The organism is Micromonospora trifolii, from assembly GCF_050516465.1.
GTDB classification, from domain to species: domain Bacteria; phylum Actinomycetota; class Actinomycetes; order Mycobacteriales; family Micromonosporaceae; genus Micromonospora; species Micromonospora trifolii.
The window spans coordinates 4,380,561-4,406,258 of the sequence record NZ_CP191526.1 but is presented as its reverse complement, the minus strand read 5'-3'; the positions used below and the strand labels follow the sequence as shown (position 1 = coordinate 4,406,258).

24 protein-coding genes and 1 pseudogene are annotated in these 25,698 nt (G+C 72.3%); 9 read left to right on the top strand and 16 right to left on the bottom strand.

Annotated features, from left to right (window positions below):
* Positions 1–55 precede the first annotated feature (55 nt).
* Entirely contained in the window at positions 56–1,003 is a 948-nt protein-coding gene (locus ACQRWP_RS20335) for an alpha/beta fold hydrolase (RefSeq protein WP_430496923.1), read from the bottom strand.
* Between the two features lie 169 nt (positions 1,004–1,172).
* On the opposite strand from ACQRWP_RS20335, the gene ACQRWP_RS20330 reads away from it, so the two are divergent.
* Complete coding sequence (locus tag ACQRWP_RS20330) at positions 1,173–1,796, top strand: carbonic anhydrase (protein ID WP_430496922.1); 624 nt, start codon at positions 1,173–1,175, stop codon at positions 1,794–1,796.
* A 75-nt stretch (positions 1,797–1,871) separates the two neighbouring features.
* Here ACQRWP_RS20330 and ACQRWP_RS20325 read toward each other — a convergent pair whose 3' ends face one another.
* Positions 1,872–2,201 carry a hypothetical protein gene (locus ACQRWP_RS20325; protein WP_030330285.1) on the bottom strand — a complete coding sequence of 110 codons (330 nt, stop codon included), beginning with the start codon at positions 2,199–2,201 and terminating at the stop codon, positions 1,872–1,874.
* 308 nt (positions 2,202–2,509) lie between these two features.
* On the opposite strand from ACQRWP_RS20325, the gene ACQRWP_RS20320 reads away from it, so the two are divergent.
* Entirely contained in the window at positions 2,510–3,001 is a 492-nt protein-coding gene (locus tag ACQRWP_RS20320) for a DUF3145 domain-containing protein (RefSeq protein ID WP_091409261.1), read from the top strand.
* A gap of 87 nt (positions 3,002–3,088) precedes the next feature.
* Entirely contained in the window at positions 3,089–4,822 is a 1,734-nt protein-coding gene (locus tag ACQRWP_RS20315; RefSeq protein ID WP_430496919.1) for a glycoside hydrolase family 3 protein, read from the top strand.
* Between the two features lie 18 nt (positions 4,823–4,840).
* On the opposite strand, the gene ACQRWP_RS20310 is transcribed toward ACQRWP_RS20315, so the two are convergent.
* Together ACQRWP_RS20310 and ACQRWP_RS20305 are read right to left on the bottom strand one after the other, a co-directional pair.
* Entirely contained in the window at positions 4,841–6,724 is a 1,884-nt protein-coding gene (locus tag ACQRWP_RS20310; protein WP_430496917.1) for a potassium channel family protein, read from the bottom strand.
* 109 nt (positions 6,725–6,833) lie between these two features.
* Positions 6,834–7,499, bottom strand: a complete 666-nt coding sequence (locus ACQRWP_RS20305) for a lipoprotein (RefSeq protein ID WP_430496915.1) — start codon at positions 7,497–7,499, stop codon at positions 6,834–6,836.
* A 134-nt stretch (positions 7,500–7,633) separates the two neighbouring features.
* On the opposite strand from ACQRWP_RS20305, the gene ACQRWP_RS20300 reads away from it, so the two are divergent.
* Entirely contained in the window at positions 7,634–7,852 is a 219-nt protein-coding gene (locus ACQRWP_RS20300; RefSeq protein WP_238687213.1) for a hypothetical protein, read from the top strand.
* Between the two features lie 50 nt (positions 7,853–7,902).
* Here the strand turns inward: ACQRWP_RS20300 and fabF are convergent, their stop codons facing one another.
* From fabF to ACQRWP_RS20265, 7 genes and pseudogenes are all read right to left on the bottom strand, one after another.
* Positions 7,903–9,129, bottom strand: coding sequence for a beta-ketoacyl-ACP synthase II (gene fabF / locus ACQRWP_RS20295; protein ID WP_124855678.1), 1,227 nt, complete (start codon positions 9,127–9,129; stop codon positions 7,903–7,905).
* Positions 9,130–9,131: 2 nt separating this feature from the next.
* Positions 9,132–9,371 (bottom strand): acyl carrier protein, encoded by a 240-nt coding sequence (locus ACQRWP_RS20290; protein ID WP_030330276.1) that lies wholly within the window; start codon positions 9,369–9,371, stop codon positions 9,132–9,134.
* Between the two features lie 85 nt (positions 9,372–9,456).
* Complete coding sequence (locus tag ACQRWP_RS20285; protein ID WP_238680308.1) at positions 9,457–10,401, bottom strand: beta-ketoacyl-ACP synthase III; 945 nt, start codon at positions 10,399–10,401, stop codon at positions 9,457–9,459.
* A gap of 5 nt (positions 10,402–10,406) precedes the next feature.
* Positions 10,407–11,324: pseudogene (locus ACQRWP_RS20280) on the bottom strand (ACP S-malonyltransferase); the annotation flags it as partial.
* A 78-nt stretch (positions 11,325–11,402) separates the two neighbouring features.
* Positions 11,403–12,704, bottom strand: a complete 1,302-nt coding sequence (locus ACQRWP_RS20275; protein WP_430496911.1) for a PucR family transcriptional regulator — start codon at positions 12,702–12,704, stop codon at positions 11,403–11,405.
* Between the two features lie 28 nt (positions 12,705–12,732).
* Positions 12,733–13,434 (bottom strand): response regulator, encoded by a 702-nt coding sequence (locus tag ACQRWP_RS20270; RefSeq protein WP_430496910.1) that lies wholly within the window; start codon positions 13,432–13,434, stop codon positions 12,733–12,735.
* Positions 13,431–14,600, bottom strand: a complete 1,170-nt coding sequence (locus tag ACQRWP_RS20265; RefSeq protein ID WP_430496908.1) for a sensor histidine kinase — start codon at positions 14,598–14,600, stop codon at positions 13,431–13,433. Before ACQRWP_RS20265 ends, ACQRWP_RS20270 begins: the two co-directional genes overlap by 4 nt.
* Before the next feature lie 313 nt (positions 14,601–14,913).
* Here ACQRWP_RS20265 and ACQRWP_RS20260 point away from each other — a divergent pair, with 313 nt between their 5' ends.
* The gene (locus ACQRWP_RS20260) at positions 14,914–15,243 is read left to right on the top strand and encodes a hypothetical protein (protein ID WP_354942402.1); all 330 of its coding nucleotides are present in this window, start codon (positions 14,914–14,916) and stop codon (positions 15,241–15,243) included.
* Between the two features lie 56 nt (positions 15,244–15,299).
* On the opposite strand, the gene ACQRWP_RS20255 is transcribed toward ACQRWP_RS20260, so the two are convergent.
* Complete coding sequence (locus tag ACQRWP_RS20255; RefSeq protein WP_430496906.1) at positions 15,300–15,950, bottom strand: hypothetical protein; 651 nt, start codon at positions 15,948–15,950, stop codon at positions 15,300–15,302.
* Positions 15,951–16,202: 252 nt separating this feature from the next.
* On the opposite strand from ACQRWP_RS20255, the gene ACQRWP_RS20250 reads away from it, so the two are divergent.
* On the top strand, positions 16,203–16,808 hold the full coding sequence (locus tag ACQRWP_RS20250; protein WP_430496904.1) for a copper resistance CopC family protein: 606 nt from the start codon (positions 16,203–16,205) through the stop codon (positions 16,806–16,808).
* A 123-nt stretch (positions 16,809–16,931) separates the two neighbouring features.
* Here the strand turns inward: ACQRWP_RS20250 and gltX are convergent, their stop codons facing one another.
* The 3 genes from gltX to ACQRWP_RS20235 are packed head-to-tail and all read right to left on the bottom strand — an operon-like array spanning position 16,932 to position 21,016.
* The gene (gene gltX, locus ACQRWP_RS20245; protein ID WP_430496902.1) at positions 16,932–18,341 is read right to left on the bottom strand and encodes a glutamate--tRNA ligase; all 1,410 of its coding nucleotides are present in this window, start codon (positions 18,339–18,341) and stop codon (positions 16,932–16,934) included.
* 51 nt (positions 18,342–18,392) lie between these two features.
* Entirely contained in the window at positions 18,393–19,670 is a 1,278-nt protein-coding gene (locus tag ACQRWP_RS20240; RefSeq protein WP_430496900.1) for an MFS transporter, read from the bottom strand.
* Positions 19,667–21,016, bottom strand: coding sequence for a GH1 family beta-glucosidase (locus ACQRWP_RS20235; RefSeq protein ID WP_430496898.1), 1,350 nt, complete (start codon positions 21,014–21,016; stop codon positions 19,667–19,669). The genes ACQRWP_RS20240 and ACQRWP_RS20235 overlap by 4 nt, the downstream gene beginning before the upstream one ends.
* Before the next feature lie 188 nt (positions 21,017–21,204).
* On the opposite strand from ACQRWP_RS20235, the gene ACQRWP_RS20230 reads away from it, so the two are divergent.
* Entirely contained in the window at positions 21,205–21,651 is a 447-nt protein-coding gene (locus ACQRWP_RS20230; protein ID WP_112582592.1) for an SRPBCC family protein, read from the top strand.
* Between the two features lie 133 nt (positions 21,652–21,784).
* On the opposite strand, the gene aceE is transcribed toward ACQRWP_RS20230, so the two are convergent.
* Positions 21,785–24,523, bottom strand: coding sequence for a pyruvate dehydrogenase (acetyl-transferring), homodimeric type (aceE, locus tag ACQRWP_RS20225; protein WP_430496896.1), 2,739 nt, complete (start codon positions 24,521–24,523; stop codon positions 21,785–21,787).
* Between the two features lie 178 nt (positions 24,524–24,701).
* On the opposite strand from aceE, the gene ACQRWP_RS20220 reads away from it, so the two are divergent.
* Both ACQRWP_RS20220 and ACQRWP_RS20215 read left to right on the top strand, forming a co-directional pair.
* Entirely contained in the window at positions 24,702–25,172 is a 471-nt protein-coding gene (locus tag ACQRWP_RS20220) for a hypothetical protein (protein WP_430496894.1), read from the top strand.
* A gap of 26 nt (positions 25,173–25,198) precedes the next feature.
* Complete coding sequence (locus ACQRWP_RS20215) at positions 25,199–25,603, top strand: YjbQ family protein (protein WP_430496892.1); 405 nt, start codon at positions 25,199–25,201, stop codon at positions 25,601–25,603.
* Positions 25,604–25,698 lie beyond the last annotated feature (95 nt).

Below are 25,698 nucleotides of genomic sequence, written 5' to 3'. Positions count from 1 at the left end.
CGAGAAGAGTACGGCCCTGGGCCCGACCCGCCGCGCCCGAGGTGCGCGAACGTATTCAGGCACCCGTCCCGGCGGGGGCCGCGCCACGGTGAGCCGGCGGCGATGCGGCGAGCGCCCGTCGTACGACGCCGGTCAGCGCGGCGTTGACCTCGTCCGGACGTTCCATCATCAGCATGTGCCCGGCGCCCGGGCAGACGGTCAGCTCGGTGGCCGGCAGAGCCGCCGCGATCGACTCGGCGCACGGCGGTGGGGTCAGCCGGTCCCGGTCGCCGACCAGGGCCGCGGCCGGCAGGTGGGCCAACGCGGCGAGGGTGTCCAGTCGGTGCTGGGTGCCGATGGAGGCGCGGAACCCGCCGATCGAGCGCAGCGAGGCCCGAGCCACCGCCGACGTCACCAGGCGGATGTCGGCCGGCTCGCAGCGGTCACCGAAGAGCATCCACCGGATGCTCGGTTGCAGCGCGTTCAGCAGTGCCCGGGGCGCGCGCCACGAGCCACACCGGGCCAGCACTCCGGCGCCGGTCGTCTCGGCCAGCCGGATCAACCGGGCGATCCGCGGCGAGAGCCCGTAGACGGTGTGCGTGTGCCCCTCGGCGGTGGTCGAGACGAAGACCAGGCCGGCAGTACGGGCGGCGAAGTGCGCGGGGTGGCGGTGGGCGTACTCCATGATCGTCATGCCGCCCATCGAGTGCCCGACCAGCACCACCGGGCCGGTCGGCGCGACCGCGTCGATCACCGCGGCCAGGTCGTCACCCAACTGGGCCAGGGTGGCCGTGGGCAGCGCCATGCAACTGGACCGGCCGTGCCCCCGCGCGTCGTAGGCGACCACCCGCACCGCACCGCCGAACGGCGGCGCCGTTAGCGCGTCGACCTGCCGGTGCCAGGCGCGCCCGTCCAGCGTCCAGCCGTGCAGCAGGATGGCGGTGACCTGGGCGTCCGTCGGACCCGTCGCCTCGACGTTGAGCCGTACGCCGTCCGGCAGACCGACCTCGAACCGCTCCGGCATCGCCACCTCCTCAGGGCCGCCCAGTACCACCAGCACCGGGATACCCGGCGGTAACACCGGCTACCCGCCATGACACCACGCCAATCGCGCCGTGGCGAACATTCCCGACCTCGCCCGTGCCGGACGGAGGCGGGCCAAGCTGGACGGCATGGGGTCGTCGGGAGCGCCCATGGGCGCGACGTCGGGGCAGGGGCGGCAGGCCGGCGGTACGCCCCGCGCCGCGCTGGCCGATCTGCTCGCCGGCAATCGGCGGTTCGTCAGCGGCCAGCCGGTGCACGGACACGACGTCACGGCCGCCGCCGCGGCCTCCGGCGACCAGCAGCCGTACGCCGTGGTGCTGGGCTGCATCGACTCTCGGGTGCCGCTGGAGGCGATCTTCGACCAGACCTTCGGCGCGATCTGCGTGATCCGTACCGGGGGGCACGTGCTCGATCGCGCGGTCTGCGGCTCGATCGAGTACGTGGTCGGCCAGCTCGGCGTACCGCTGGTGATGGTCCTCGGCCACGAGCGGTGCGGCGCGGTGCAGGCCACGGTGGAGGCGCTGCGCACCGGGCAGCGTCCCGGCGGGTCGCTGGCGCACCTGGTGGACGAGATCGCCCCGGCGGTGACCGAGGCGGGGCTCGACGATCCGGCGGTGCAGCCGCTGGCGATCCGCCGGCACGTCCGGCGCACGGTGCGCACCCTGCGCGAGGACGATCTGCTGGCCGGGCCGGTGGCCGCCGGCCGGGTGGCCGTGGTCGGCGGCCTCTACGACCTGGCCACCGGCGAGGTCGCCCTGCTCGATCCGGGCTGACCCGCCCCCCGGACACGCGAAACCGCCCGCCGGGAAGTCCCGGCGGGCGGTTCAGTTGGTGCGGTGGGGGAGGGCTCAGCCCTCGAAGACGCCGGCCGCGACCAGGCGCTTCTCGGTGGCCTCCCAGCCGTCACCCGGGTGGGTGGCAGCCAGGTTGTTGATCTCCGCCCGGATCTTGGCGGCGTGGCCGGCGGCGGCCAGAACGCGGATCTCCTCGACGAAGGCGTCGGAGTCCGTGCGCAGGTGCGCGGTCTTGCCGTTGGTCAGGTTCCGCACGTAGGCGTGCTTGCCGCCGTTGAGCGGGATGAGGTACTTGAACTCGCCCAGCACGCTGAGGGCGCCACCCTGGCCAGCCTGGCCGGCCCGGACGGACGCGCGCGCGGTCTTAGAGGTGTTGCTCGCCACGGAGGTACTCCTTGCAAGACGTACGGGAGGACTGGACGTCCGGGGGCTGTGTGCGGGTCGTACGTGACTCGACCCGCGAAGGTGTAACGCGGCATAAGCCGCCGGTGGAACTGTACAGGACCACGACATCATGCTGGTCGTCGCGGTGTCCTGAGAGGCAACGGCGACCACCCGTCCGGCTATTCCACCCGGCGTTTTTTTCGATTCCCTGGCGCACCACGCGTCACAGGAGTCATCATGTGTTGCAGCAGCCACCTGGGTGGACGAGGTCGTAGGGGAAGACGCACCTCGCTCTCCGGGAGGTCACCGTGCCAACGCGTGGCGTCGTATACGTCCACTCGACCCCGCTCGCCGTGTGCTCACACGTCGAGTGGGCGATCGCGCGCGTCCTAGCCGCGCCGGTCAACCTGCAGTGGACGGCTCAGCCCGTCGACCCCGGCGCACGCCGGGCCGAGTGCGGGTGGACCGGTCGTCCGGGGACGGGCGCCGAGCTGGCTGCTGCCCTACGGCAGTGGCCCATGATCCGTTTCGAGGTCACCGAGGAGCCGAGTCCCGGTGCCGATGGTGAGCGCTTCATGTACGTGCCAGCCCGCGGCCTGTTCCGGGCAACGGTCGGCGTGGCCGGCGACATCCAGCTCGGCGAGGACCGACTTCGGGCGCTGATGGCGGCCTCCCGGGCCCCCGAGGCGCTGGCGCACGCCCTGGACAAGGCGCTCGGCACGGCGTGGGACGCTGACCTGGAGCCCTACCGGTACGCCGGCGACGGCGCCCCGGTGACCTTGCTCACCCGGGTCGGCTGACCCGGCGGGCGGGCCGCTGGCCGTACGGCGTCGCGCCGGTGACGACCGGTAAGGTCAAGTTGCCCCGATAAGGGAGAAGCTGGTGGGATGGGCGGCGTGTCGAATCGCCCGTGGCGCGCCAGTGTCGCTGTCGCCGCCCTGACCGCCCTGCTCGTCTCCGGCTGCTCAGGTGACCCGGAGCGCCCCACCCCGACGCCCAGCCCGGTCGGCACGTCCGCGGGCCCGAGCGTCCCGGCCGCGCCGCCGGCCAGCGACCCCGCCAGCCGCGCTGCCGCGCTGGTGGCGACGCTGTCCGACGAAGACCTGGTCGGCCAGGTGCTGATGCCGTACGCCTACGGCGACTCGGCGACCAAGGTCTCCGCCGGCTCGGCGGCCGGTAACCAGGCCCTCGCCGGGGTCGACACCCCCGCCGAGATGATCGCCAAGTACCGACTGGGCGGCCTGATCCTGGTCGGCTTCAGCGCCGACGACCCGACCAAGGGCAACCAGGAGACCACGAACGTCGACAACCCCAAGCAGGTGCACGAGCTCACCACCGGGCTCCGTACCGCCGCCGGTCGGCTCGCCGCCGGTTCCGCGCCGCTCCTGATCGGCACCGACCAGGAGTACGGCGTCGTCACCCGCGTGACCGACGGGGTCACCGTGCTGCCCAGCGCCCTCGCGGCCGGCGCGGCCGGTGACCCGAAGCTCACCGAGGCCGCCTGGCGGGCCGCCGGCGCCGAGTTGGCCGCGATGGGCATCAACATCGACTTCGCCCCGGTGGCCGACGTGCTGGCCACCCGCAGCACCGTGATCGGCTCCCGGTCGTACGGCGCCGACCCGAAGCAGGCCGCCGCGCAGGTGGGCGGCGCGGTCCGTGGCCTCCAGGCGGTCGGGGTCGCGGCCACCCTGAAGCACTTCCCCGGGCACGGCCACAGCGCCGACGACTCCCACCAGGACCTTCCGGTGCTCACCCAGTCCGCCGCGGCGTTGCAGAGCGGCGCGTGGCCGCCATTCACCGCCGGGATCGACGCGGGCGCGATGGCCGTGATGTCCGGTCACCTCGACGCGCGCGCGATCGACCCGGGGACCCCGGCGACGTTCTCGCACAAGCTGCTCACCGACGTGCTGCGCGGCCAACTCGGCTTCAAGGGCGTGGTGATCACCGACGGGATGAACATGCCGCCCGCGAAGCGCTGGGCTCCCGGCGAGGCGGCGGTCCGGGCGCTCAACGCCGGCAACGACCTCATCCTGATGACCCCGAACGTCGGTCAGGCGTACGACGGGCTGCTCGCCGCGCTGCGCGGCGGATCGCTGCCCCGGACCCGGCTGGTCGAGGCGGTCACCCGGGTGCTGACCATGAAGTTCCGGCTCGCGGAGCTGCCGGCGGCGCAGATGTCCACGCTCAACACCCCGGCGCACCGGGCGGCGGCCGACGCGCTGGCCGCCGCCGCCGTCACCGTGCTGCGCGGCGCCTGCGGCGGAGCGGTACGCGGGCCCGTCACCGTCACCTCGTCCGGCGGCCGGGACGGCACCCGGGCCACGCTCACCGCCGCGCTGACCGCCGCCGGGGTGCAGGTGAAGCCCAGCGGCGGCACGATCGTGCACCTGGTGGGCTACGGCGACGGCGCCAAGGACCTACGCCCGGACGCGGCGGTCACGGTCGCCATGGACACCCCGTACGTGCTGGCCGACGCGAAGTCACCAACGCTGCTGGCGACGTACTCCTCCAGCCGGGCGTCGATGACCGCCCTGGCCGCCGTGCTCGCCGGCAAGGCCCGGCCGGGCGGCCGGTCCCCGGTGGCCGTTCCCGGACTGCCCGCGACGACCTGTCGCACCTGACCCGCCGGCGCGGACGGCTCAGCGCCCACCCTCGGCCGTCGGCCGGTCGGTGATGTCTTCGCCGGCCGGCTCCGGGCGCGGCGCGCCGTCCGCTCCCGGCCGGTCAGCCGGAAGGCGGGTCGCCGGTGGGCGCAACAACCGCAGCGGCATGCCACCGACCGTGGACGGTGACATCGGTGGCGGATCGGCGCTGGCCACCGTACGGGCGAGCAGCGCCGCCAGCCCGGCTCGGGTGGCGACGACCAGCAACCGATCGGTGCGCACCAGGGGCCGGCGTTGCGGCAGTGACCAGATGGTCTGCCCAGCCCGCCCGGTCCGCATCGCGATCACCCGGGCCTCGCGCGGGCGGCTGACCTCCGGGCAGGAGCGACCCTCCAGATCCGAACCGGCCCCGACCGGCAGCTCGGCGACCAGCAGGACCCGCCGTCCCACCGAGATCGTGTCGATCACCTCGCGGCCCATCATGGCCGCAGCGAACGCCGGAGCCGCCAGGTACGAGACGCTGCGCGAGTGGTTGATCCCGAAGGCGCGCTGCACCCGCTGAGCGAACCCCTCGTCGAACAGCCGCAGCACGACCCGCAGCGGAGCCGCCACACCGCCGTTCGCCGCCCTGTGCAGCGAACGCCCGAGCAGTGCGGTCTCCAGGTTCGTCACGTCGTCCGCACAGAGCACCACCAGCGCCCGGCAGGTCGACACGGACGCCGCCCGCAACGTCTCCGGGCTGGTCGCGTCGCCGATCAGGAACGGCAGGCCCAGCTCGCGGGCCACCGCCACGCCACGTGCCGTCGGTGCTCGGTCCACCGCCACCACTGTCACGCCGAACGAGTGCAGTTCCTGGATCACCCGGGTACCGATGTTGCCCAGCCCGATCACGATCACGTGGTCGTCGAGCGGTTCGGTGATCCGACCGGCCGCGACCGCCAACCGAGCCCGTACCACCGAGTCGACCACCAGTGCGGTCACCGTGGGGACCAGGGCCACGCCGATGATCACCAGCAGCAGGGCGGTGAGCTTCTCCACCGATGACCCGGTCGGATCCGCGTCCGCGCTGCCCAGGGCGGTGAGCACTGTCAGGTAGCCGGCCTGAACCGGGTCCAGGTTCCGGGCTTGGCCGAGCAGCACGCTACCGACGGCGAGCAGCACGGCCGAGGCGCCCAGCGCCCAACGCAGCCGCCTGCTGAGAATCAGCCGGGCGGTCTGCAGCCAATGGCGGCGAGGTCGGGCACGGACAGGACGCCGTCGGCCGTACGCCCGCACCAGCACGAGATCGGCGGAGTCCTCGTTCTCCGGCAGCGTGATCGGCTCAGGGCCGCTGGTGTCGGCGAGCGCGCAGATCACGTCCGTGGTGGCCGGGTCGAGCGCGTCCCGGCTCGCCGTCCGCAGCAACTCGTCGTCGGGCAGCCGGAGAAAGGTCGGCGCGTCGTCGCCCAGGGTGGCCGCGACGAACGCGGGCGCGGCGATCTCCGAACCGGACAGCACCGCGCAGTCGCCGAGCATGGTGGCCACGCCCTCGCCGAGCACCGGATTGAACAGGCGGACGACGATCCGTACGTCCGGGTCGAACTCCCGGATGATCAGCGCGGCATCCACGTTGGCCACGTCGTCGGCGCTGACCAGAGCGACCGCCGCCGCAGCCCGTACGCCGGCCCCGTCCAGGACCTCGGCGGTCAGCCGGCGAGCCACCACCACCTCGGGGCGTGAGCCTGTCGCGTCGGTGTCCGACGCGAGCTCGGCGATGTCCGGGGCGTGGTTGTCGGACAACGATGGCAGTAGGACGGTGACCGCGACGCCGTGCCGGTCGACCAGTTCGGTGATCAGTCGGCGGGCCAGAGCGTTGTCGCCGCAGACCACGAACCGTCGACCGGGCTCCGGCTCGATGCCGTCCGCGCTGTCGTCGGGCACGCCCGCATGGTAGCTGTCGCTGACCAGGGCCGGTCCCGCGCGATCGCGTGCGGAAGGGGCGTTGGGAGGGGGGATCGGATTGACGGGAACAATCAGGTTCGGGGCGACCTCACTCGCCCTTCGCGAGCCCTCGCACCGCGAGCCGGTACGCCGGCAGCACGTCGGTCCGTTCGGTGATCAGCCCCTCGTTGACCGCGAAGACCAGCGTCTGCCCCGCCGACTGGACGGCCAGCGCCCAGTTCCGCGACTCCTCCTCGGTCAACGGGCTGGTGGCGAGCCAGGTCATCTCGGTGGCGTCGAAGCCGCCGGCGCGGAGGTCGCGGAACTGTTGACCGGCGATCGTCTCCTCGGCCCCGGTGGCGAAACTCTCCAGCGCGGCGCGCGGGGTGACCGTCGGTGAGTCCGCCGCCCAGATCCGCAGGAATCCGCCGCCGGCTGGCCGGCCGTCCACCTCGCAGCGCACGGTGGTGCCGCCGCGCTTGGTGAGCGCCTCGCCGACCAGCTCGGCAAGCTCGCCCTTGGGCGGCTCGATCGCCTTCGCCGTCCACCCGTCGGCCAGCGGAAACGACACCGGTACCGGACAGGGGGAACCGGTGCCGCCGGTGGTGCCGCCGGGCGACGCCGGGGTCGTCTCGTCGTACCAGGGCTCGCCCGTGGCCTGTGGGGCCGGGCCGCCGGCCGCGGGCCCGGCGGGAGCGGCGGTGTCGTCGCCGCAGCCGGCCAGCAGGCCGAGGGTGAGCGCCGTCGACAGGGCGACGCGGGTACGAGTGTCCATGGTGGTGATCCCCGTCAGTCGATCTTCAGTCGGCCCATCTAAGCCGTGCGGTCTCTCGACGTCAATCGGGATCGTGTGCCCGCGCGACGGTAATCGGGTCGCCCCCGCGCCGGTCGGTCTGACAGCCTCACCCCATGGGAGCGGCAGCAGGATTCCGGCACGAGCAACGGGCGGACGGCACGGTGGTGATCACCCACCACGGCCGGGTCGCCGGCACTCTGCGCGGCGCTCGGGCCGCGGAGTTCCTGGCCGAGGTCGACGACGACCCGCAGTTGGTGATGGCCCGCTGGACCGGCAACTATCGCCACGGCAACGAGCGCACCGCGAAACAGCACCCCCGCAACCGAGGCTGAACGACGCAAGGGCCCCTCCTCGACGAGAGGAGGGGCCCTTGCGGAGGATCTCAGGGACGAGCGAAGACGAGCGCCACGTTGTGGCCGCCGAAGCCGAACGCGTTGTTCAACGCGGCCGGGATCTCCATGTGGCGGGCCTTGTGCGCGGCGACATCCAGGGTGAGGCCTGGCTCCGGGTCGTCGAGGTTGATCGTCGGAGGGACGACACTGTCGCGGATCGCCAGGATGGTGGCGATCGACTCCAGCGCACCGGCCGCACCGAGCAGGTGACCGGTCATCGACTTCGTCGCGGACAGCACCGGGTGGTCGCCGAGCGCCTTGTGCAGCCCGCCGATCTCCAGCATGTCCCCGACCGGGGTCGAGGTGGCGTGCGCGTTGACGTGCACGATGTCCCGCTTCGCCACGTCCGCGTCGGCGATCGCCTTGGCGATGGCCCGGATGGCGCCCTCGCCCTCGGCGTGCGGCTGCACGATGTCGTACGCGTCGGAGGTGATGCCGGCGCCGGCGAGGCGCGCGTACACCCGGGCGCCCCGGGCTGCGGCGTGCTCGGCCCGCTCCAGCACCACGATGCCGGCGCCCTCGCCGAGGACGAAGCCGTCCCGGCCCCGGTCCCACGGGCGGGAGGCCCGTTCCGGGTCGTCGTTGCGGGTCGACATGGCCCGCATCGAGCTGAAGCCGGCGATCGGCAGCGGGTGGATGACCGCCTCGGTGCCGCCGGCCACCACCACGTCGGCCCGGCCGGAGCGGATGATGTCCAAGCCGAGGGCGATCGCCTCGGCGCCGGTGGCGCAGGCGCTGGCCACCGAGTGCACGCCGGCCTTGGCGCCCAGCTCCAGCCCGACCCAGGCGGCCGGACCGTTCGGCATCAGCATCGGGATGGTGTGCGGGGAGACCCGCCGCGGCCCGGACGCCTCCAGGATGTCGTCCTGGGCGAGCAGGGTGGTGGCACCGCCGATGCCGGAGCCGACGCTGACGGCCAGCCGCTCCCCGTCGAGGTCGGAGCCGGCGAGGCCGGCGTCCGCCCAGGCCTGCTGCGCCGCGATGATCGCGATCGCCTCGGAACGGTCCAGGCGGCGCAGGCGGACCCGGTCCAGCACCTCGGACGGCTCCACGGCCAACTGGGCGGCGATCCGGACCGGCAGTTGCTCGGCCCACTCCTGGGTGAGGGCACTCACCCCGGAGCGGCCGGCGAGCATTGCGTCCCAGGTCGACGCGACGTCCCCGCCAAGCGGGGTCGTCGCGCCGAGCCCGGTGACGACGACGTCAGGACGACTCATGATCAGGACTGCGCCGCGATGTAGCTGACAGCGTCGCCGACGGTCTTGAGGTTCTGCACCTCGTTGTCCGGGATCTTGACGCCGAACTTCTCCTCGGCCGCGACAACGACCTCAACCATGGAGAGCGAGTCGACATCGAGGTCGTCGGTGAAGGACTTCCCCTCGGCCACGTCGTCCGGGTTCACCCCGGCAACCTCTTCGAGGATCTCGGCGAGGCCGGTGGTGATCTCGTCACGGGTCATTGCGGTTGGTTCCTTTCATCGGGGTTCTCCGGCGGTCGGCGTCGCCGACCGCCACTCCTGGACGCGTACGCGCCCGAGGGGGTCATCAGGGGCAGCGGACGACCTGACCGGCGTAGGTCAGGCCACCGCCGAAGCCGAACAGCAGCACCGGCGCGCCCGAGGGCACCTCCCGGCGCTCGACCAGCTTGGACAGGGCCAGCGGCACGCTCGCCGCGGAGGTGTTGCCGGACTCGACGATGTCCTTCGCGATGATCGCGTCGGGGATGTTGAGCCGCTTGGCGATGCCGTCGATGATCCGGGCGTTGGCCTGGTGCGGCACGAACGCGGCCAGCTCCGACGGGTCGACCCCGGCCCGCTCGCAGGCCTGCAGCGCGAGTGGCGCGATCGCGGTGGTGGCCCAGCGGAACACCGCCTGCCCCTCCTGCTGGATGTACGGGCGCCAACCCTCGATGCGGACCGCGTCGCTCTTGTCCGGCACCGAACCCCAGACGACCGGGCCGATTCCGGCCGGCTCGTCGTCGGCGGTGGCGGAGACCACTGCGGCACCGGCCCCGTCCGCGAAGATGATGCAGGTGGAGCGGTCGGTCCAGTCGGTGAAGTCGGACAGCTTCTCCGCGCCGATGACGATCGCGTTGCGCGACGCCCCGGCCCGGATGGCGTGGTCGACGGTGCCCAGCGCGTACGCGAAGCCCGAGCAGGCGGTGTTGAGGTCGAACGCGCCAGGGGCGGTGATGCCCAGCTTGGCGGCGACCCGGCAGGCCACGTTGGGGCTACGGTCGATGGAGGAACAGGTGGCGACCACGACCAGGTCGATGTCGGCGGCGGTCAGGCCCGAGTTGGCCAGCGCCTTGCCGGCGGCCGCGGCGGCCATGTCGGCGACCGTCTCACTGTCGGCGATCCGCCGGCTGACGATGCCGACCCGGTCGCGAATCCACTCGTCGTTGGTGTCGACGAGCTGGGCGATGTCGTCGTTGGTCACCACCCGGGAGGGCTGGTAGTGCCCCATCGATACGATGCGACTGCCAGTCATGAACGACCTCCGATACGGGCGATCAGGTCCCGTGCGGCCGGCAGGTCGTCCGGGGTGTTGAGGGTGACGATCTCCGGGGCGCCGTCGCCCTTGAGTTCCCGCTTGACCAGGCCGGCGAGGGTGCCGGCCGGGGGTAGTTCGATCACGCCGGTGACCCCGAGGTCGGCCAGCGTACGCATGCACAGGTCCCAGCGCACCGGCGCGGTGACCTGACGGACGAGGCGTTGCACCATGGCCGCGCCGTTGTCGACCGCCGTGCCGTCGAGGTTCGACAGCAGGGTCCGGGCCGGGTCGGCGGGGGTGATCCCGGCGGCCTCCGCGGCGAGCGCGGTCTCGGCCGGAGCCATGTACGGGGTGTGGAACGCGCCGGCCACCTGGAGTCGGATGATCCGGGTCCGGGCGGGCGGCGCGGCGGCGAGCTTGTCGAGCCCGTCCAGGGCGCCGGCGGCGACGATCTGCCCGGCGCCGTTGCGGTTGGCCGGGTACAGCCCGTTCGCCTCGATCGCGGCGATCACCTCGTCGGGGTCACCACCGAGCACCGCGGCCATTCCGGTCGGCTCCAGCGCGCACGCGGCGGCCATCTCCCGGCCGCGGACGCCGGCCAGGGTGATCGCGGCGTCGGCCGACAGCACACCGGCCAGGGCGGCGGCACCCAACTCGCCGACGCTGTGGCCGGCGGTCAGCCCGACGCCGTCCAGCGGCAGGTGCTCGGCCGCGAGCAACGCCGCGGCGACCAGCAGCGGCTGGGTGCGGGCGGTGTCCTTGATCTCGTCGGCGTCGGCGGCGGTGCCCAGGTGCAGCAGGTCGACCCCGGCCAACGCCGACCACTCGCGCAGTCGCGCCTCGGTGCCGGTCAGGTCGAGCCAGGGGGTCAGGAAGCCGGGTTTCTGAGAACCCTGGCCGGGACTAAGTACGGCGAGCACGCCTATGACTCTCCCGGATAAAGGCGGGTAACGCTGTGCCGCCTTCGACCAAACCGTACTAGGACCTTTGGAGGTTTCCTACAAAGATCGGCGGGGATCATCCTCAGTTTGGGAGGATTTCCGGTTTGCCGGGGTCATTGTCTGAGTCGGGACCGGCGAGGCGAGCGGGGCGACCGGATCCAACCGACCCACGGTCAGCGCGACCTGAAGGGCGAACGCGTCGCGCGGCGACAGCGGCGAGAACCCGGTCACCTCGGCGATCCGGCGCAACCGGTAACGCACAGTGTTCGGGTGCACGAACAGGGCCCGAGCCGCGCTCTCCAGCGTGCCACCGGCGGCCAGGAAGGCGTCCAGGGTCGCCAGCAGTTCCCCGCCGGCGCGCACCAGTGTCGCGTACACATCGTGACGTAGCCGCCGACGGGCCTCCGCGTCGCCGGCGAGGGCCCGCTCCGGCAGCAGGTCCGCGGCCGGCACCGGCCGGGGCGCGCTGGGCCAGGCCGGCGCGGCCCGAAAGCCGGACAGCGCCGCCCGCGCCGACTCGGTCGCCTCGTCCAGACTCGGTACGGCGGGACCCACCACCACCGGGCCGTCCCCGAATGCGCTCAGCAGCTTCGCCGTGGCGGTCAGCGGATCCGGTGCGCCGCCCAGCACGATCACCAGCCGGTCGCCGTGGACGCCGCCGATCACCTCCACGCCGATCCGGCGGGCCTGCCGGTAGACCACGTGCAGCACCGCGGAGACCTCGCCGCCGGGCGACCGACCGACCGCCACCGCCACCGGCGGCGCGTCCGCCCAGCCGAGCGCGGCGGCCCGACTGGCCAGGACGTCCGGCGAGTCACCGCGCAACAGCGCGTCGACCAGCAGCGCCTGCAACCGGGCGTCCCAGGCGCCGCGCGACTCGGCGGCCCGCGCGTACACCCGGGCGGCGGAGAACGCGATCTCCCGGGAGAAGCGCAGCACCGCCTCGCGCAGCTGCTGCTCCTCGCCCTCGGCGGCCAGGTGCGACACCTGCTCCTCGACCACGTCGATCGTCACCTTGATCAACGCCACGGTCTGCTGGAGGGTGATCGACCGGGCCAGCGCCTGCGGGGCGGCGGCGAAGACCTCGTCCGAGACCTCCTGGGTGCTGTCCGCCGTGCCGCCGCCCTCGCGCAGCCACTGCACCAGCGACCTCGCGCCCGCCTGGGCGACCAGCATCACCCAGGAACGCTGGTCGGCCGGCAGCGCCCGGAACCAGGGCAGCGTCTCGTCCATCCGGGCCACGCTGGAGGTGGCCAACGCCCCCGCCGATCGTTCGATCCGGCGCAGCGTGGCCGACAGCTCTCCACCGCCCGGCGTGCTCACCGCCCTAGCCTGACACGTCGTGAGCAGGCCAACCACGCCGGCACCGGTCCACCCGGCGCCCGCCTCACGGCTGCGGGGGAATGGGCAGGCCCACCTCCTGGGCCAGGATCGCGGCCTGCACCCGGCTGCGTAGGTCCAGCTTCGCCAGGATCCGGCTCACATGGGTCTTGGTGGTGCTCTCCGCCAGCACCAGCCGGTCGGCGATCTGCTGGTTGGACAGACCCAACCCGAGGCAGGCCAGCACGTCACGCTCACGCGGGGTGAGGGTGCCCAGCGCGGCCCGGGCGTCCGCCGACGCGCCCGGCGCGGTGGCCGCGAATGCGGTGATCAACCGGCGGGTCACAGTGGGCGCGATGAACCCGTCACCCCGCGCCACCGTCCGCACCGCGCTGACCAGGCCGTCGGCGTCGGTGTCCTTGAGCAGGAACCCGGCCGCGCCGGCCCGCAACGCCCCGAAGACGTACTCGTCCAGGTCGAAGGTGGTGAGCACCAGCACGTCGGCGAGCCCGTCGCTGACGATCACCCGGGTCGCGGAGATCCCGTCCCGGTGCGGCATCCGCACATCCAGCACCGCCACGTCGGGGCGCAACTCCCGGCAGAGGCGCACGGCGGCGTCGCCGTCGGCCGCCTCGCCGACCACCTCGACGCCCGGTGAGCCGTTCAGGATCAGGGCCAGTCCGGCCCGTACCGCCGGCTGGTCGTCGGCGAGCACCACCCGTACCGTCGCCGGGCCCGCGTCGTCCGGTGGCCGCGCCGGCCCGGTCACCCGACCTCCCCGGTGGGCAGGGCCGCCCGCACCTGCCAGCGACCGTCGTGCGGCCCGGCGGTGAACCGGCCGGCCAGCAGCGTGGCCCGCTCCCGCATGCCGATCAGCCCGGCCCCGGCGCCCGGCAGCCCGGACCCGCCCCGGCGCACCGGGTTCTCCACCGTCAGCACCACCTCGGCCGGCCGGTACGCGATCGTCAGCTCCGCCTCACCCGTACCGTGCTTGAGAGCGTTCGTCAGCGACTCCTGCACGATCCGGTACGCGGCGAGGTCCACCCCCACCGGCAACGCGCCCGGTGTGCCATCGGTCCGGACCCGCACCGCGAGGCCGGCCGCCCGGACCCGCTCGACCAGTCCGTCCGCCTCGGCCAGCCGCGCGGTGACCACCTCCGGCGTGGCCGGATCGACGCTGGTCCCGGGCTCGCGCAGCACCTCGATCATCTGACGCATCTCGGCGAGACCCTGCACGCTGCTCTCCCGGATCACCCGCAACGCCGACTCCACCTGACCGCGATCCAACCCGGGCACGGAGAGCACGGCGGTGGCGTGGATGGCCACCGCGCTGAGGTGGTTCGCGACCACGTCGTGCAGTTCCCGGGCCATCCTGGCCCGTTCGGCGCTGACCGCCTGCCGACGGTCCAACTCGACCAGCCGGGCGGTCTGCTCGGCCCGCGCCCGCTCGGCGGCGGCCTGATCGCGGTACTGCCGCACACTGATGCCGGTCAGGACCGGCAGCAGCCCGGCGAGCACCACCAGCACCCCGAGCGCCGCGTACCCGAGCACGCCGACGACCACCCCGAGCAGGCTCAGCGCCACGGTGATCCGCAGCAGCCACCGCCACAGCCGGGGCGGGCCGTACACGCAGGCGTCGTAGAGCACCTGCGTGTAGATCAGGACCGTGCCCAGCGAACTTCCCAGCACCGCGTCCACCACCAGAGCGGCGGTCCCCACGGCCAGGCTGGCGCGCGGTGCGACCCGCCGTAGGCCGACGGCGACGCAGACCGCCACCAGCGGCGGCAGGAACAACGCCGATGGCACCTCCACGTCCGGACGGACCTGCGGTTGCCAACCCAGGGCGTACAGCACCAGGCCACCGGCCAGCGACGCGCCAGCCAGCACGAGGTCGCGGCCGAGAGTGCCGGAGTCGAGCCATGGTGGCGCACGCATGCCCCGATCCCACCACAGCCGTCGCCCGCCGAACTCCCACCGGGGGAGGACGTCGACCGCACGGCCATGCGCCGAAAGGGGTACGCGGGCCCTTCCCGACGGTGGGTGCGCCCTCGGCCGTGACGCGCCGGGTGAACGGCACGAAAAGAAGCTGTGAACTGCGTAACCGGCTTCCGCGCTCAGCGGCGTCTTCGAGAACCGGCCGCTCCGGACCCCGGGTACGCTGCGCGCGGCCCGTCGGTCCCGGCCAGTACGGTGACAGGGCACCTCGGGGAGAGCACCCGAGGGTGAGGCGAGCGTGAGGAGACCGGGGATGGCGCACGGGGAGGCCGAGAACGGCTGCGCCCAGGGCGAGCCCTGCCGGCCGGGGCACCACGACCCGCAGGCGGCCGGCAAGCACCGCCGGCCGGTCGGCGGCTCACCATCGCACCCGGTGGAGCCACTGCACGGGCGCGTCGATGACGAACCCGTGCTGCCGCGTCAGCGCTCTGCCGAGCCCGCCGGCCTCGCCGAGCCCGACTTGGACGTTCCCGCTGGTTGCCTGAGCGAACTTCCCGGCTGGGCCGGGGCGCATCGGCACGGCGCGGTCCGACCGCGGCCGCGGGCCACCCGCCGGGAGCGCCCACCGCGCCGCTGGTGCTGAGCACCGCCGACGCACCCGCTGATCAGCGAGTGCGTCGGGTCAGCGAGTGCGCCAGATCAGCGAGTGCGGCGGCGGATCAGCAGGGCGATCCCGGCGAGGCCGACCGTGATGGTCAGCATCACGCCGACGTTGAGCAGCAGCAGGCGCTGCAGGTCGCCGAGCGCCTCGTCGAGGTCCTTCGCCGGGTCGAGCGTGTCCTCCGGGAGGACTCGCTCGCCGCCGCCCGCGCCGCCACTGACCGTGTCGAACTGCCGCTCCAGCGGCACACCGGCGGTGCGCAGGGTCTCGGACATGCTGAGCCGACCCAGGAACCAGCCGGCGGTGGTCTTGCGGCCGTCCGGCTGCTTCGCCGGCCGGTAGACGCGGGGGCCACCGATCGCCTTGGGATAGAGGTCGTAAGTCTGTTTCGGCGTCTCGCCGGCGAGCACCACGACCGTGTATTTCGGACCGAGGTTGGCCGCCTTCGGACCCGTCGGCATGCCGGTGCGAGCGAGGAAGTTGACCTGGTCGATTACCGCGCCCACGACGGCGGGCTCCTTGTCCGCGTGCAACCGCAGCGGCGCGGACAGCCCCGTGCCGGTGATGTCCACTCCGGCGGGTGCCGGCTTCGGCGCCGCCGAGGCCGAGCCGGCGGTGCCAAGCGACAGCAGTGCCACCGCCAGCGTGCCCGCCAACACGGCGGCCAACCGCCTCATGTGTCGGACCATCCCGCCTCCTCGCCCCGTTCGATGGATGGCTTCGTCGTGACGTCCGGACCGATCTGCCGGTGCGGCATCGACCAGATGGTCGCGTCCACTCCTACAGACTCCGCAGAACATCGATAAGTTGCAGCTTTCGGAACAGTAATTGGAACTATCTGCGATCTCTGCTCGACTAATGAGGAGCCGTTTGATCAGCGGGCGGATCGTACCCTTACGGAGGGGTTCATGGGGGGCAGGGTTACACGTACGGTGCGGGTCATGCCAGTGGTGCTCGGCGTGGCGCTCGGTGTGTCGTTTCTGGTGCCGGCGACACCGGCCGCCGCCCACAATGAGCTGACCGGCAGCAACCCGCGCGACGGCGCCCGCGTGGCGTCGGCACCCGCCCGGGTCGAGCTGCGGTTCCTCGCCAAGCCGTCGCCGACTACGACGAAGATCACAATAACCGGACCGGACAATGTGGTCGCTGGCGGGACTCCCGCCTTCGACGGCAGTCGGGTGCGGGTGCCGTTCAAGCCGGCCGCCGCCGGGCTCTACATCGTCGGCTACCAGCTCACGTCGTCCGACGGGCATCCGGTGAAGGGCGAGGTGCGGTTCACCCTCACCGCCGGCACCGCCGCCGACCCGTCCGCCTCGCCGTCGGCCGCCGCCAGCGCCAGCCCGACCGGTTCGCCCTCAGCCGTCGGCGTACCCCCCGCCGGGCCCGCGTCGGCGACACCCGGCAGCTCGACGGCCTCCACGGTGCCGGCGGCGTCGGAGCAGTCCGACTCCGGCGGTCGCTGGTGGATCTGGGCGCTCGGCGGCCTGCTGCTGCTCGCCGCACTCGGGGCCGGCCTCGTGTTCCGCCGCAGGCGCGGAGCCCAGTAATCAGCGGAGCGGAGCGCACTGCGCTCCGCTCCGCTCCGCGATCTTGCACTTGCTGTCCCGACACAAGGGGCATCCCACTCATGTCGACAACCGAAACTGCAAGATCGGCGCGGTTGTCCTTCGTCAGACCAGGCGCAGGCGGGCGGCGCGGATCCGGGTCAGGGTGCGCTCGCGACCGAGCACCTCCAGCGACTCGAACAGCGGCAGACCCACGGTGCGGCCGGTGACAGCGACCCGCACCGGCGCCTGCGTCTTGCCGAGCTTGAGGCCCCGCTCGGCGCCGACCGCCTCCAGCGTCGACTTCAACGATTCGGTGTCCCACGACTCCAGCGCCTCGAACGCCGCGACGGCGTCGTCCAGCAGCTCGGCGGAGCCGTCCTTCATCGTCTTGGTCCAGGCGGCCTCGTCGATCAGCGGCGAGGCCAGGAAGAGGAAGTCGACGTTCGGCACGATCTCGCTGAGGACCGCGATCCGCGTCTGGGCCAGCGGCGCCACTGCGGCGAACGCGTCGGCGTCGAACTCCTCCGGCTGCCACGGCGGCGGCGCGATGGTCCCGGTGCCGGTCAGCCACGGCTGGCAGGCGTCGATGAACTCGGCCACCGGCAGCGCACGGATGTATTCGCCGTTGAACGCGCGCAGCTTCTTCTCGTCGAAGAACGCCGAGGAGAGGTTGACCTCGTCCAGCCGGAACTCGTCCTCGATGACCGACCAGGGCACGATCTCCCGGTCGCCGGAGGGTGCCCAGCCGAGCAGCATGAGGTAGTTGCGCATCGCGCCGGCGAGGTAACCCTCGTCGCGGTACGCCTCCAGGGCGACCTTGTCCCGGCGCTTGGAGAGCTTCTGCCGCTTCTCGTTGACCACCACCGGCACGTGCGCCCAGATCGGCGGCTTGACCCCGAGGGCTTCCCAGAGCAGCTGCTGCTTGGGGGTGTTGGGCAGGTGCTCCTCGGCCCGGATCACGTGGGTGATCCCCATCGTCATGTCATCGACGACGTTGGCCAGCAGGAAGACCGGCGAGCCGTCGCCCCGGGCGATGACGAAGTCCTCGATGAGCTTGTTCTCGAAGGTGGGCTCACCACGGATCAGGTCGACCACCACCGTCGTGCCCTCGTCGGGCGTACGGAAGCGCAGCGCGTTCCCCGGGCCGGGGCCGAGGCCACGGTCGCGGTGGTAGCCGTCGTAGCCCTGGTACTGCGACCCGGTGCGGGCCTGCACGTCCTCGCGGGTGCAGTCGCAGTAGTAGGCGCGGCCCGACTCGTACAGGCGCGCGGCGGCGGCCCGGTGCTCCCCGGCGTTCGCGGACTGGAAGTACGGGCCCTCGTAGCTGCCCCGGGAGATCCCGATCCAGTCCAGCGCGGAGAGGATGCCCTCGGTCCACTCGGGCTTGTTGCGCGCCGCGTCGGTGTCCTCGATGCGCAGCACGAACACGCCGCCCTGCTGCTTGGCGTAGATCCAGTTCTGCAGCGCCGAGCGGGCGCCGCCGACGTGGAACATACCGGTCGGGGAAGGGGCGAAGCGCACACGTACTGTCACGTGCCCCAGCCTACGGCGGTACGCGACTGCTTTCCGCCACCGCCCCCTGGCTCAGGGGACCGAGCGGATCTTGACGACCAGCGCGCTGCCGAGCAGGGTGACCACGGCGGTGACCGCGTAGAGCGTGGGATAGCCGCCCAGGTACACCACGAGCGGGGCGGAGAGCGCCGGGCCGAGCACCTGCGGCGCCGAGTTGGCGATGTTGATGACGCCCAGGTCCTTGGCCCGGTCGGTGGCCCGGGGCAGCACCTGGGTGATCAACGCGGCGTCCACCGAGAGGTAGACGCCGTAGCCGGCGCCGAGCAGCAGCGCCGCGACGACGGCCATCGGCCAGACCGGCGCGACCGCGAGCAGCAGCGCCGCCACCGCCATGATCAGCCCGGAGACGATCACGTAGATCTTGCGGCGGCCGGAACGGTCGGACAGCCGGCCGGCGACCACTGCGGTCAGCATCATCCCGAGTGTGTAGAGCAGGATCAGCACCAGCAGGCCGCCCTCGGGGTCGGGGTGGCGCACCCCGTCGGTGAGGAAATACAGCAGGTAGAGAGTGCCCAGGGCGTTGCCGAGCTGGACCAGGAACCGGGTGATCCAGGCCCAGGCGAAGTCCGGGTGCCGACGCGGGCTGATCCACATCGAGGCCAGCAGCGCCCGCGTGCGCACCACGGGCCGATGGGTACGCGGCAGCGGTTCGTCGGGGGTGAGCAGCGCGAACGGCAGCGACAGCAGCAGGATGGCTACGGCGATGGCCAGGTAGCCGGCGGCGTTGCCGGTGACCACGGCGGTGACCAGCACCGCGCCGAGCACCAGCCCGAGCGCCTGCGGGATGCCCACCCAACCCGAGACCCCGCCGCGCTGCGTCACCGGCACCCGGTCCGGAATGGCGGCACTGAGGCTGGCCAGCATCGCGTTGAAGCAGACCTGCGCGGCGACCCAGCCGAGGGCGACCCCGAGGATGGTCCGTTGTTGGGCCAGCAGCACCAGGGCCGCCGCGCCGAGCACGGCCCCGCCCACCGTCCAGACGTGCCGACGACCGAACTCGCGGCCGGCGATCCGCAGGCAGGTCCGGTCGGAGAACGCGCCCGCCAGGGGGTTGGCCAGCACTGCGGCCAGCGCACCGAGGCCGGTGACCACGGCCAGCATGTTCTCCTTGTCGCCGGGCGCGATCTGCTCGATCTGCTGCGGTAGCAGCACCTGGATGGGCGTGAAGAACGCCATCCACACGCCGAGGTTGGCCGCGAAGATCAGACCGATCCAGCCGCGCCGCACCGGCACCGTCGGCTCGGCGAGCGCCGCCGGTAGCGACGCTGGCGTCGGATCGAGGGTGGTCACCGCGTCGACCCGGGCCGGCTGGCCGCGATCACGTCGCGCAACCAGGTGTACGACGACTTCGGCGTACGGGTCTGGGTGGCGTAGTCGACGTGCACCAGACCGAAGCGCTTGGTGAACCCCTCGGCCCACTCCCAGTTGTCCAGCAGCGACCAGACGAAGTACCCGCGGACGTCCACCCCGTCGTCGATGGCGGCCCGGACCGCCCGTAGGTGCCCGTCGAGGTACGCGATCCGCTCCGGGTCCGCCACCTGGCCATCGGCGTCGGGCGCGTCGTCGTACGCGCAGCCGCTCTCGGTGATCTCGATCGGCGGCAGCGCGTCGCCGTAGGTGTCGCGCAGCCAGCCGAGCAGCTCGCGCAGCCCGTCGGGTGCCACCGGCCAGTCGAAGGCGGTACGCGGGTAGCCGTCCAGCGGCACGAGGTCGAACGGCAGGGGCGAACCCTCCTCGGCCGCCCGTACCCCGGTGGGGTTGTAGTAGTTGACCCCGAGCACGTCGATCGGCGCGGCGATCGTGTCCAGGTCGCCGGGGTGGACGACGCTCGGGTCGAAGCCGGGCAGCTCCGGGTAGCCGCGGCCGAGCAGCGGGTCGGTGAAGAGCCGGTTGTGCAGCACCTCGTATGCCGCACCGGCGTCACGGTCGGCATCACGGTCGCCGAGCACCCGCACCGGCGAGTAGTTGTTGGCGATCGCCACCGGGCTGGTGGTGTGGGATCGCAGCGCGGCGACCGCGAGCCCGTGCCCGAGCAGTTGGTGGTGGGCGACCGGGAAGGCGTCGAAGAGCAGCGTCCGGCCGGGGGCGTGCTCGCCCATGCCGTAGCCGAGGCTCATGTGGATGAACGGCTCGTTGAGGGTGATCCAGAGCCGGACCCGGTCGCCGAGCCGGGCGGCGGTCAGATCGGCGTACTCGGCGAACCGGGCGGCGGTGTCGCGGTGCAGCCAGCCGCCGGCGTCCTCGAGCGGTTGCGGCAGGTCCCAGTGGTAGAGGGTGGCCACCGGGTCGACGCCGGCGGCCAGCAACTCGTCCACCAGCCGGTCGTAGAAGTCCAGGCCGGCCGGGTTGGCCGGGCCGGCGCCGGTGGGCTGGACCCGGGGCCAGGCGATGGAGAACCGGTAGGCGGAGACGCCCAGGCCGGCCAGCAGCGTCACGTCCTCGGTGTGCCGGTGGTAGTGGTCGCAGGCCACCTCGCCGCTGCTGCCGTCGCTGATCCGCCCGGGGGAGCGCGCGAAGGTGTCCCAGATGGACGGAGCTCGGCCGTCGGCCGTGGTGGCGCCCTCGATCTGGTGGGCCGATGTGGAGACGCCCCAGCGGAAGCCGGTGGGGAACTGGGGCATCGGTGCGGTCGACATGCGCCCTCCCGGTCAACGTGAAACGTGCTCGGGACTTTAGGGCGCTCTCGATGAATGCGCCATAGGCCGGCCTGGCGCATTCCGCAATGGTTGATCGGCGTGTCTTTTTCCGAACCCGTCCAGGTAAGTCCGATTTAGCGCATAGAGTGCCGATATCGTGGGATGTCCTCACCGGAGGAAAGACGGAAATGATCCTCGTGGAACGCAGTGCGCACGTGGCGGCGCCAATTGAAGTGGTCTGGGATGTCGTGCAGCGGGCCGAGCAGTTGCCGGCCTGGCTGGCCGGGGTTCGCGCGGCCGAAGTGCTCTCGGGAGAGGGCTTCGGGCGGCGACAACTGGTCCAGGCGGGGCGCGGCTCGGCGCATGAGGCCGAGGTGATCGCCTACCAGGAGCCGACGCTGATCGGCTGGCGGGAACGGGCCAAGGGCGCCGGTGCTCGGGCGGAGGCGCGCACCGAGATCTACGTCCAGCTCACCGGAGACGAGGAGGAGGGCGGGACCATCGTGCGCCTCATCGTGGTCCGCTGGCCGGCCGGCCCGGTCAAGGCGGCCCTGCTGCGCCTCGGACTGCGTCGGGTCGGCGCCGACCTGGAGGACTCGCTGGCCCGGCTCACCGACCTGGCCGCCGTCGGCTGACGAGCGCCCATCCTCCCGGCGTCACCCGCGACGGCGGTGGTCCGGATCCCCGCCAGGGCCCCCGGACCACCGCCGCTCCGTACACCGAAAAGGGCCCGGCGCGATGCGCCGGGCCCTCCTCAGTGGTGCGTGGTCAGCTGTCGCCGCCGGTCTCGCCGACCGGGGCGGCGTTGACGTCGTCGATCGCGTACTTCTTCGCGGCCTCGGCCGGCACCGTGGTCGCCACCGCGCCGCTGCGGGCGAGCTGCCGCAGCGTGGCCACCACGATCGACTCCGCGTCGACGTGGAAGTGTCGGCGCAGCGCGTGCCGGGTGTCCGACATGCCGAAACCGTCGGTGCCGAGCGACGTGTAGTCGCCGGGTACCCAGCGGGCGATCAGATCCGGTACCGCACGCATGAAGTCGCTCACCGCGATCTTCGGCCCGTCCGCGTCGGCCAGCTTCTGCTGGATGTACGGAACCTTCGCCTCGGCGCCCGGGTTGAGCAGGTTGTACTCCTCGGTCTCCACCGCGTCGCGGCGCAGCTCGGTCCAGGAGGTCACCGACCAGACGTTGGCGGCCACCCCCCAGTCCTGGGCGAGCAGCTGCTGGGCCTTGAGCGCCCACTGCATCCCGGTGCCCGAGGCGAGCAGGTTGGCCTTCGGGCCGTCGACCTGCGGTGCCGGCGAGTAGCGGTAGATGCCCTTGAGCAGGCCCTCCACGTCCACGTCGGTCGGCTCGGCCGGCTGGAGGGTCGGCTCGTTGTAGACCGTCAGGTAGTAGAAGACGTTCTCCTGCGCGTCCCCGTACATCCGGTGCAGACCCTGCTCCAGGATGTGCGCGATCTCGTACGCGAACGCCGGGTCGTACGCCACCACGGCCGGGTTGGTCGCGGCGATCAGCAGCGAGTGCCCGTCCTCGTGCTGAAGGCCCTCACCGTTGAGCGTGGTCCGACCGGCGGTGGCGCCGAGCAGGAAGCCCCGGGCCATCTGGTCGGCCGCGGCCCACAGCCCGTCGGCGGTCCGCTGGAACCCGAACATCGAGTAGAAGATGTACATCGGGATCATCGGCTCGTCGTGCGTGGCGTACGCCGAACCGGCCGCGGTGAACGAGGCCACCGAACCGGCCTCGTTGATCCCCTCGTGCAGGATCTGCCCGGAGGTCGACTCCTTGTACGACAGGAACAGCTCGCGGTCGACCGAGGTGTAGCGCTGGCCGTGCGGCGAGTAGATCTTCGCGGTCGGGAAGATCGAGTCGAGACCGAAGGTGCGGGCCTCGTCCGGGATGATCGGCACCCAACGCTTGCCGAACTCCTTGTCCTTCATCACGTCCTTGAGCAGACGGACGAAGGCCTGCGTGGTGGCCACCTTCTGCTTGCCCGAGCCGCGCTTGATGTCGGCGAACCGCTCCGGGCCGGGGATGGCCAGCCGCTTCGTGCTGGTCCGCCGGGACGGCAGGTACCCGCCGAGCTGCTCGCGACGCTCCTTGAGGTACGCCAGCTCCTCGGACTTCTCACCCGGGTGGAAGTACGGCGGCAGGTAGGGGTTGTCCTCCAGCGCCGAGTCCGGGATGTCCAGATAGAGCCGGTCCCGGAAGGTCTTCAAGTCCTCCAGCGTCAGCTTCTTCATCTGGTGGGTCGCGTTGCGGCCCTCGAAGTGCGAGCCGAGCGTCCAGCCCTTGATCGTCTTCGCCAGGATGACTGTGGGCTGACCGGTGTGCTCGGTGGCCGCCTTGTAGGCCGCGTAGAGCTTGCGGTAGTCGTGCCCACCCCGCTTGAGGTTCCAGATCTCGTCGTCGCTGAGCGGTTCGACCATCTTGCGGGTCCGTGAGTCACGGCCGAAGAAGTGCTCCCGCACGTACGCGCCGGACTCCGCCTTGTAGGTCTGGTAGTCGCCGTCGGTCGTGGTGTTCATCAGGTTGACCAACGCGCCGTCGGTGTCCGCGGCGAGCAGCGGGTCCCACTCACGACCCCAGACGACCTTGATCACGTTCCAGCCGGCACCCCGGAAGAACGCCTCCAGCTCCTGCATGACCTTGCCGTTGCCCCGGACCGGGCCGTCCAGCCGCTGGAGGTTGCAGTTGATCACGAAGGTGAGGTTGTCCAGCTCCTCGCGGGCCGCGACGCCGATGGCGCCGAGCGTCTCCGGCTCGTCCATCTCGCCGTCGCCGAGGAACGCCCAGACGTGCTGCTGGGAGGTGTCCTTGATGCCGCGGTGCTGCAGGTACCGGTTGAACCGGGCCTGGTAGATCGCGTTCAGACCGCCGAGGCCCATCGAGACGGTGGGGAACTCCCAGAAGTCCGGCATCAGCCGAGGGTGCGGGTACGAGGGCAGCCCACCACCGGGGTGCGACAGCTCCTGGCGGAACCCGTCGAGCTGGTGCTCGCTGAGCCGCCCCTCCAGGAACGCCCGCGCGTACATGCCGGGGGAGGCGTGGCCCTGGTAGAAGATCTGGTCGCCACCGCCCGGGTGGTTCTTGCCCCGGAAGAAGTGGTTGAAGCCCACCTCGTAGAGCGACGCCGAGCTGGCGAAGGTGGAGATGTGCCCGCCGACGCCGATCTCCGGGCGCTGCGCCCGGTGCACCAGCATGGCGGCGTTCCACCGGACGTACGCCCGGATCCTCCGCTCGACGTGCTCGTCACCCGGGAACCAGGGCTCGCGCTCCGACGGGATGGTGTTGATGTAATCGGTGGTGGTCAGGGGCGGAACCCCGACCTGGCGCTCACGGGCCCGCTCCAGCAGGCGCAGCATGACGTAGCGGGCGCGTTTGGCGCCGCGTTCGTCGATGACACCGTCAAGCGACTCGACCCATTCGCTGGTCTCTTCAGGGTCGATGTCCGGAAGCTGGCTCGGTAGGCCGTCGCTGATCACCGGGCGCTTGCGTTCCGTAGCCACAGGCGTTCCCTCGGTTGTGTGTGGGATAGGTCTCTAGCGCCATCCTGCCCCCTGGTGGCACCCGTCGTCACGTCTAGGTCCCCCCGACGCGATGCTGAACACAGGTACTCGCCGGTAACTTAGCGCGACGACCGGCTGGAACCTGAGTGGTTTGACCGCCACTCCTACCGTCAGCACCATGAACGGACGCCATGTCGCGGTCGCCGCGAGCATGATCGTTGTCGGGGTGGTTGGCCTGGTCATCGGCGCGGTCGCCCTCGCCGCCGGCAACCTGCCGATGGTGGGGCTGGTGGCCCTCGGCGCACTGGTGGCCGTGCTCGGCGCGGCCCTGCTGCGGGACGCGGTCCGCGCGGCCCGTCTGAACGGCCAGGCCGGACGTCGTCGTCGCCGTCCGGACCCGGACGGCGGCGGGTACGGCTTCTACCCGATGCCCGCCGGGGACGCCGGGAGCGGGCACGTCGGCCGCCAGCGGGACGGCGACCACGACAATTCCGACGGTACGGAACCAGCCGGCGGCGGCGACTCCGGTGGAGGCTGGTCCGGCTGGGGCTGGTCCAGCGGTGACTCCGGCGGCGGCAGGTCCGGCGGTGACTCCGGGGGCGGCTGGTCCGGCGGCGGCGACTCCGGCGGCGGTGGCGGCAGTTCCTGACCGCACCCTGCGGCAGAATGCGACGTATGCGCAGCGATGTGATCACCGTCCAGACCGGGTCCCGGCCGACAGTCCGGGACATCACCGCGGAGGCCCAGCAGTTCGTCTCGGGCGAGGGCGACGGCCTGCTGCACGTCTTCGTGCCGCACGCCACCGCCGGTCTGGCGATCATCGAGACCGGGTCGGGGTCCGACGACGACCTGCTCACCGCGCTGGACGACCTGCTCCCCACCGAGGACCGCTGGCGGCACCGACACGGCTCGCCCGGCCACGGCCGCGACCACGTGCTGCCGGCGTTCATCCCGCCGTACGCCACGCTGCCGGTGCTCGGCGGTCGGCTGGCGCTGGGCACCTGGCAGTCGATCTGCCTCGTCGACACCAACGGCGACAACCCGACCCGCCAGGTCCGCTTCTCCTTCCTCCCCGGCTGACGGCCGCGCCGCCGTCCCGCGTCACGATCCGCGCGGCGTCCCCGGAACTGCCGCCTCGACGGGAGTGAGGCGGCGCCGTGCGCGGATCGTGACGC